Annotated in this window: 5 protein-coding genes; 2 read left to right on the top strand and 3 right to left on the bottom strand. The window is 67.3% G+C overall.

Features of this window, described 5'->3' with window-relative positions; all coding sequences use genetic code 11:
* From SX243_24480 to SX243_24470, 3 genes are all read right to left on the bottom strand, one after another.
* Nucleotides 1-606 (bottom strand): site-2 protease family protein (locus SX243_24480; protein ID MDY7096144.1); only part of this gene is annotated, 606 nt, incomplete at its 3' end.
* 13 nt (nt 607-619) lie between these two features.
* Entirely contained in the window at nt 620-1,783 is a 1,164-nt protein-coding gene (locus tag SX243_24475) for a trypsin-like peptidase domain-containing protein (GenBank protein ID MDY7096143.1), read from the bottom strand.
* A 273-nt stretch (nt 1,784-2,056) separates the two neighbouring features.
* The gene (locus SX243_24470) at nt 2,057-3,619 is read right to left on the bottom strand and encodes a M20/M25/M40 family metallo-hydrolase (protein ID MDY7096142.1); all 1,563 of its coding nucleotides are present in this window, start codon (nt 3,617-3,619) and stop codon (nt 2,057-2,059) included.
* Nucleotides 3,620-4,005: 386 nt separating this feature from the next.
* Here SX243_24470 and icd point away from each other — a divergent pair, with 386 nt between their 5' ends.
* Together icd and SX243_24460 are read left to right on the top strand one after the other, a co-directional pair.
* Entirely contained in the window at nt 4,006-5,229 is a 1,224-nt protein-coding gene (icd, locus tag SX243_24465; protein ID MDY7096141.1) for an isocitrate dehydrogenase (NADP(+)), read from the top strand.
* Nucleotides 5,230-5,458: 229 nt separating this feature from the next.
* The coding region (locus SX243_24460; protein MDY7096140.1) for a hypothetical protein at nt 5,459-7,032 on the top strand (1,574 nt) is incomplete at its 3' end.

Here is a 7,032-nt window from a genome sequence, read left to right as displayed (position 1 = left end):
GAAGATGAAGAGGAAGGCCATCAGCTGGCCGATGGAGGCGGCGATGCGGGTGGCCTTGGCGTATTCCATCCGGGTGGCGAGGAGCGCCCGGAGCATCCGGCCGCCGTCCATGGGAAAGGCCGGCAGCAGGTTGAAGAGGACGATGAAGATATTGGCGGCGAAGAGTTGGACCGCGAAGGACAGCGACTCCGGCTGCAGCTGGTCGAGGCTCGCCAGCCCGCCGCTGGCGCGCAGGTAGAGGTAGAGCAGGATGGCGATGACCACGTTCACCAGCGGCCCGGCGATGGCCACCCACAGCTCCTGGAGCGGCGCCCGGGGCATGCGCTCCAGCCGTGCCACGCCGCCGATGGGCAGCAGGATGATGTCCCGGGTCTTGATGCCGTAGCGCCGCGCGGTCAGGGCGTGGCCGAGCTCGTGGAGCACGATGCAGCCGAAGAGGGCGAGGACCAGCAGCAGCGCCTGGGCCACCGGCGCGATGCCCGCTCCGCCGGCGACGAAGGCGATGTAGGGAATGATCAGGAAAAAGGTCAGGTGAACGTAGATGGGGATCCCGGCCAGGGACCCCAGCCGGAACGACCACCTTCGTCTCGCGGAAGAAGCTCTCATGCTCTGCTCCAGATCATAAGGCTACCAGCTCGATCTGCACCTGGCGCTGGCCGCTCTCGTTCTCCACCGTCAGCTCCACTTGGGCTCCCACCCCGGCTTGCTCGAAGGCGTAGATCAGGTCGTCGGAGGTCTTGATCTCGAGGTCGTCGACGCCGACGATGCGATCCCCCAGCAGCCGCCGGCCGCGGCGGTCGGTGCTCACCGGCTGCAGCCCGGCTTGGTGGGCGGGGCCGCCGCGCACTACCTGCTGGATCAGCACGCCGGTGAAGCCCAGCCGCCGGGCGGTGCTATCGGCGACGATCTCGATGCCGATGCCCGGCTGGATCGGCCGGCCGTGCTCGATGAGCTGAGGCACCAGCCGCCGCACCGTGTCCACCGGCACCGCGAAGCCGATGCCCGCGGAGGCGCCGCTGGGGCTGAAGATGGCGGTGTTGACGCCGATGAGCCGACCACTGGAGTTGAGCAGCGGGCCACCGGAGTTGCCGGGGTTGATGGCCGCGTCGGTCTGAATCAGGTCGCGGATCAACCGGCCGCCGGGGGAGCGCAGCTCGCGGCCCAGGGCGCTCACCACTCCCACCGTCAAGGTCTGGTCGAGACCGAAGGGATTGCCGATGGCGAGCACCCGCTGGCCCACCACCAGGTCGGTGGAGCGGCCCACCGGCAGCGGCGGCAGGCGCCGCTCGCTGGTGTCGATGCGCAGCACCGCCAAATCCTTATTCGGTGCGGTGCCCACCACCTGCGCCTCCCAGGTGCTCTGATCCGCCAAGGTCACCGAGAAGCGCCGCCCTCCCTCGATGACGTGGTAGTTGGTGACCACGTGCCCCTGGTCGTCCCACAGGAAGCCGCTGCCGCTGCCCTGGGGAATCTCGAAGACGTTGAGGGAGAAGTAGTCCCGGCGCAGGCCGATATTGGTCACCGACACCACCGACTCGGCGGCGTTGCGGAAGATCTCGATATCCCGCCGCTCGCCGGAGTCCAGTCCCTCCGGCAGCGGCGGCCGGGGAGCCTGGCCGACGACGGTCGCGGCGGCCGCAGCAGCGGAGGACTGACCGGCTCCCGAGCCGGCTACCGGACCGGTGGTCGGGTCGGCCTCCATCGGCGCATCCTGGGAGGCGGCGCCGAGGCCGAGGAAGATTCCGAGGGAGAGGGCGGCGAGGGTCAGCAGCAAGGTTCGCATGGTGGTCGAAGCTTGGTCCTTTCTGATGGTTGCAGCTCTCAGAGCGGCGCGTACTCCTTACCTCCTAGCAAGACTCTTGCCGGCTTGGATGGTTTGGTGACCTGAAACTTGCCGGCCGTGATCACTTCGGCAGCATTCGTTCAGCCGCCTCCGCGAGGGGTTCGAAACCCCTCGCTACTACATATCGTCCCTGGGGGACGACACCCCCACCCGATCCAAGCACCCTGGGAGCGCCGGCTTCTAGCCGGCTCCGGGGCTGGGGTGGCTCTTTGTTTACCCCTCGGATTCGCCGCTGGAGGTCTCCATCTCTCCTTCGCCCTCCTCCGGCTCCTCCGCCTCCTCGGATGCCTCCGGCTCCCGAGGCAGGGGCTTCCGGGGCAGCAGCTCGTCGCGCATGGCGGCGTGGTAGAGCAGCGAGGCGAGGACCACGGAGGAGACCTTGAGATCCTCCGGCTCCACCAGGTCCAGCACGTCGAGATTGCTGTGATGGGTCTTGGGGAAGTAGTCCAGGGGATCCTGGATCATCTGGAAGCCCGGAAGGCCTACGCGGTCGAAGGCCTGATGGTCGGTGCCGCTGGTGCCGCGGGTCACTACCGTGTCGGCCCCTAGATCCTCGAAGGGGGCCAGCCAGGCCTCGAAGATGGGGCGGACGGCGAGATTCTCCTGGGTGTAGATGCCGCGCACCCGGCCGCCGCCGTTGTCCAGATTGAAGTAGGCGGAGAATTTCTCGTGGTCCGCCTCGAGGGTCAGGGGCCAGCGGTCGATGAAGGGATTCTCTCCCTCCTCCGCTTCGGGCCGGCTGGCGAAGTGCTCTTTGACGTAGGCGCGGGAGCCCAAGAGCCCCTGCTCCTCACCGCTCCACAAGGCGATGCGGATGGTGCGCTTGGGCTCGACCTCGAGGGCCTGGAGGATGCGCACGGCCTCCATCATCACCGCCACGCCGGCGGCGTTGTCGGTGGCGCCGGTACCGGCATGCCAGGAGTCCAGGTGGGCTCCGGTCATGACGATCTCTCCCCCGGCGCCGCTGCCGGGGATCTCGGCGACGGTGTTGAAGGCCTCCGGGGCGTCGTGGAATCGGGCGTCCACCCGCAGCGCCAGCTCGACGGTCCGGTCCTCGTCGAGGAGCCGTTCCAGGCGCTGAAAATTCTCCGCGGAGATCACCAGGCCGGTGATGGGCTCGGGGTCACCGGCTTCCCGGGACCCGCCGCCTCCGACCCGCAAGATGCCATTTTTGCGCGAGCTCTTGTGCAGGGTGGCCAGGGCCTTCTCCTCGAGGAGGAACTCGCGGACCTTTTCCCGGGCTTGACGCCGCTTGTGGATGCGGGAGCGCCAGGAGCCGGCTTCGTCGTCGGGAATGGGGAAGGTGCTCAGAACCTCGAAGCCTTCCGGACCGAGGCGCCGGGGGATCTCGTCGGGGGCCGGGCGGCCCGGGGGCCGTGGGCGTTCCTTCTCCTGAAAGAGCAGGATCTTGCCCTCGAGCTTGCCGCGGTACTGCTCGAAGTCCTTCTCCGACTCCAGCTCCACTACCATCACCTCTCCGCGCACCTCTCCTTCGGTGCCGCGGGTCCAGGCCAGGGGGATGGCCGGCAGCGGCACCTGTTGGGGCTCCACCATGTGCAGGGCGGCATGGCTGAAGCTCCAGCCGCGGCCGAACTCGAAGGGCTCCAGGTGGGCGTTCTCCAGACCCCAATCCTCCAGCTGCTGGCGGGTCCACTCATTGGACTCGGTCATTTGGGGGGAGCCGGTGAGCCGCGGGCCGATGACCTCGGTGAGGTGGGAGAGGGTCTTCATCACCTGAGAGCGGTGGAAACCCTCGTCCCGGATGCGATTGACCATGTCCCAATCTACGGTCTCCGCGGCGGCGGATGACGCTATCAGGCAGACGACAGCGCAGAGCAGGGACACGCCGATGGGGGCGGAGGGGCGGACCTGGCCGCTTCGGGACGGGGTCCTTCGGGATGGCGTCCTCCGGGATGGGGCTTTTCGGGACGGGATCTTCATGCTTTGCTTTCCTCGATGAGTGGGATGGACGGATGGATCATATCGGCTTCCGGGGAGGCCGGCTGGATGGTGGTGGAGCTTCCCGCCTGTGGTATGGTCGCCCCGCGCAGTGCCTGGTCTCGGGCTGCGAACCCACCACGAATTCGTCGTCTTCTGCCCTGGTTCGAGGCGGGAGGTTTAGCTTCAAGGAGGATGCCGCCGTGTCGAAGACTTTCAATGCCATGACCCCGCCCGCGGACGGCCAGGAGATCTCCTGGCAGAACGGAACCCTCACCATACCGGATCGCCCCATCGTGCCCTTCATCGAGGGCGACGGCATCGGTCCGGACATCTGGGACGCCACCCGCCGGGTCCTGGACGCCGCCGTCGACAAGTCCTACAGCGGCAAGTCCATCGCCTGGTTCGAGATCTTCGCCGGCGAGAAGGCGAAGGAGAAGACCGGTGAGTGGCTGCCCGGCGATACCGTGGAAGCGATCCGCCACTTCCGCGGGGCTATCAAAGGACCTCTTACGACTCCTGTCGGCGGTGGTTTCCGCAGCCTCAACGTTTCCCTGCGCCAGCTCCTCGATCTCTACGCCTGCATCCGTCCGGTGCGCCACTATCCCGGCGTGCCGTCGCCGGTGCGGGAGCCGGAGAAGGTCGACATGGTGATCTTCCGGGAGAACACGGAGGATGTGTACTCGGGCATCGAGTTCCGCTCTGGCACCGACGAGGCGGAGCAGGTGCGCCGCTTCCTCACCGACACCATGGGCAAGTCGGTGCGGGAGGAAAGCGGCATCGGCATCAAGCCCGTATCCCCCTACGGCAGCAAGCGCTTGGTGCGCAAGGCGGTGCAATACGCCCTCGATCAGGGGCGCAGCAGCGTCACCCTGGTGCACAAGGGCAACATCATGAAATTCACCGAGGGTGCCTTCAAGGATTGGGGCTACGAGCTGGCCAAGGAAGAGTTCCCGGACACCACCATCAGCGAAGCGGAGGTCTGGGACAACCACGGCGGCAAGGCGCCGGAGGGCAAGGTGATGATCAAGGATCGCATCGCCGACGCCATGTTCCAGCAGGTGCTGCTGCGGCCGGCGGAGTACGAGGTCATCGCCACCACCAACCTCAACGGCGATTACATCTCCGACGCCCTGGCGGCGCAGGTGGGCGGTCTGGGCATGGCCCCCGGCAGCAACGAGGGGGATGGCCTGGCGCTCTTCGAGGCGACCCACGGCACGGCGCCCAAATACGCCGGCATGGACAAGGTCAACCCCGGCTCGCTGATCCTTTCCGGCGTCATGTTGCTGCGCTGGCTGGGTTGGGGCGAAGCCGCTGATCGAGTGGAGCAGGGGCTCGCCGAAACCATCACCCAGAAGCGGGTGACCTACGACCTGGAGCGCCAGATGGAAGGCGCCACCCTGCTCAAGACCTCGCAGTTCGCCGACGCCATCATCGGCAACCTCTGAGGCCTGAGGAGCGGTCGCGCTCTGACCTGTAATTCGTGCATCGAAATGGTGGGCGGTTGCCCACCCTACCGCTCGCTGGAACGGCTTCGAGTGTGGGGTGGACAACCGCCCACCGTGCTTGGGGGCAGCGGTGCCCGCAACCCCTTCCCACGGCCGTCGTAAACTCATAGGAACCATCCTGGCCACATCGTTTGAAGGGGCCGTTCTGAGATAGCGGGGGGAGGCGACCATGGCAAGTGGATCCATGAAGAGCTCTGGATCTCTGAGCGCTCGCGGCGCAGCGTCGTGGGCGCTGGCGGCGCTGCTCGCCGGTTTCGCCCTCTACCTCCTCTATCCCTTCGCCTTCCCTCTCAGTCCCGAGTCCTGGGAGCTCACCCGCGGCGAGGCCGAGACCCTCGCCCTGGAACAGCTCCGAGAGCTAGCGCCCATCACCGCCGGCAGCTGGACCGTGGTGCACCTCGCCGCCCGCCCGGAGCTCGAGCGCCGCCTGCAGCTGGATCTCGCCGCCGGTCCTCGGGCTGCCGCTGACCACCAGGCTGCCGCGGATCTGCCGCAGCCGCTGCTGATGGATCAGGTCCTGGCCTGGGAGGTGACGGTCTACCCTCCCGGGACCTACGCCAAGGATTGGAGCCACCGGGCGCGGCTGACCCTCGACGGCCGGGCTCTTGCTCTGGAGCACCAGCCCGGGTCAGAGGAGGAGTCCCAGTCCCAGTCCCAGTCCGAGCCTGGGGAGGCCAGCGCTCCGGATCCTGCCACTTTGCGATCCCGAGCCTCCGCCTTCCTGCTCCAGCACGGCCTCGATCCCACAGACCTCGGCGAGCCGGAGGCGCGCAGCCAGGAGCTGGGGTCGCGCACCGACGTCACTCTCCGGTACTACTTTCCCAAGGAGGGAGGCGAGGCGGCCCGTCCCGAGCAGGCCCGTCCCGAGCAGGCCCGTCCCGAGAACGGTATCGAGGTGTATTTCGCCGGAGAGGAGCTGCGGGGCTTCGCTCATTGGTCCGAAGATCCGCAGCTGCCGGCCATCAAGTCGGAGCTGCAGACCGCCGGCCTGATGCAGGTGGCCCATATCGCCCTGGTGCTGGTAGCGTTGCTGGTGGTGGCGGTCTTCTTCATGCGCCGCTACCACGCCGGCGAGATCGGCGTGCGCACCGGCCTCTGGCTCTTCGCCGTCAGCGCCGGGGCCGGCCTCCTGTGTCTGGTACTGGTGGCCCCCGGCGCCACCCAAGGGTTCGGCGCCGGCTTCTTCACCCGGCGTCAGATCACCTGGGTGTGGGCTGCCCAAATCTTCTGCTTCTACTTCCTGCCTCTGGCGGCGGTGACCCTGGTCTCCTGGTCCGTCGGCGAGTCTTTCTGCCGAGAACGCTGGAGCTCCAAGCTGGCAGCCTTCGACGGGCTGCTGCGGGGCCATTGGGCCAACGCCACGGTGGCTCGCTCGGCGCTGCGGGGAGTGGCAGCGGGCTGGATGGTGGCGGCGCTGTTGGTGGCTCTGGTGGCCTCGGTCGCCCGCTTCGGCGCCGGTCCCCAGCTGACCTCGATCCTCGACTGGACCGTCTCCAGTCCCGCCTTTCCCCTGGCCCATGGGGCGATGATCCTGGTCTTGGTGCTCTTTCAGGAGCTGTTGGCGCGCCTGCTCCTGCTGCCGCCGCTGGTGCGCCGGCTCGGGGCTTGGGGGGGAGGTGCCAATTACGGTAACGAAATGATTCTAGTGAGTGGTTGCTCGACTGGATATGGCGGTACTCAACCTCCAATTCGTATTCCAACAAGACTTGGAGAAGTTTGCTTCGAAGCTTGTGGCCCAATTGC

The organism is Acidobacteriota bacterium, assembly GCA_034211275.1.
Taxonomy (GTDB): domain Bacteria; phylum Acidobacteriota; class Thermoanaerobaculia; order Multivoradales; family JAHZIX01; genus JAGQSE01.
This window is presented reverse-complemented; position numbering and strand designations above follow the sequence as displayed.

Bases quoted from the DNA above. Each gene is read 5' to 3' on its own strand.
- icd (MDY7096141.1), top strand. From the start codon at position 4,006: ATGACCCCGCCCGCGGACGGCCAGGAGATCTCCTGGCAGAACGGAACC.
- SX243_24475 (MDY7096143.1), bottom strand. From the start codon at position 1,783: ATGCGAACCTTGCTGCTGACCCTCGCCGCCCTCTCCCTCGGAATCTTC.
- SX243_24470 (MDY7096142.1), bottom strand. From the start codon at position 3,619: ATGGTCAATCGCATCCGGGACGAGGGTTTCCACCGCTCTCAGGTGATG.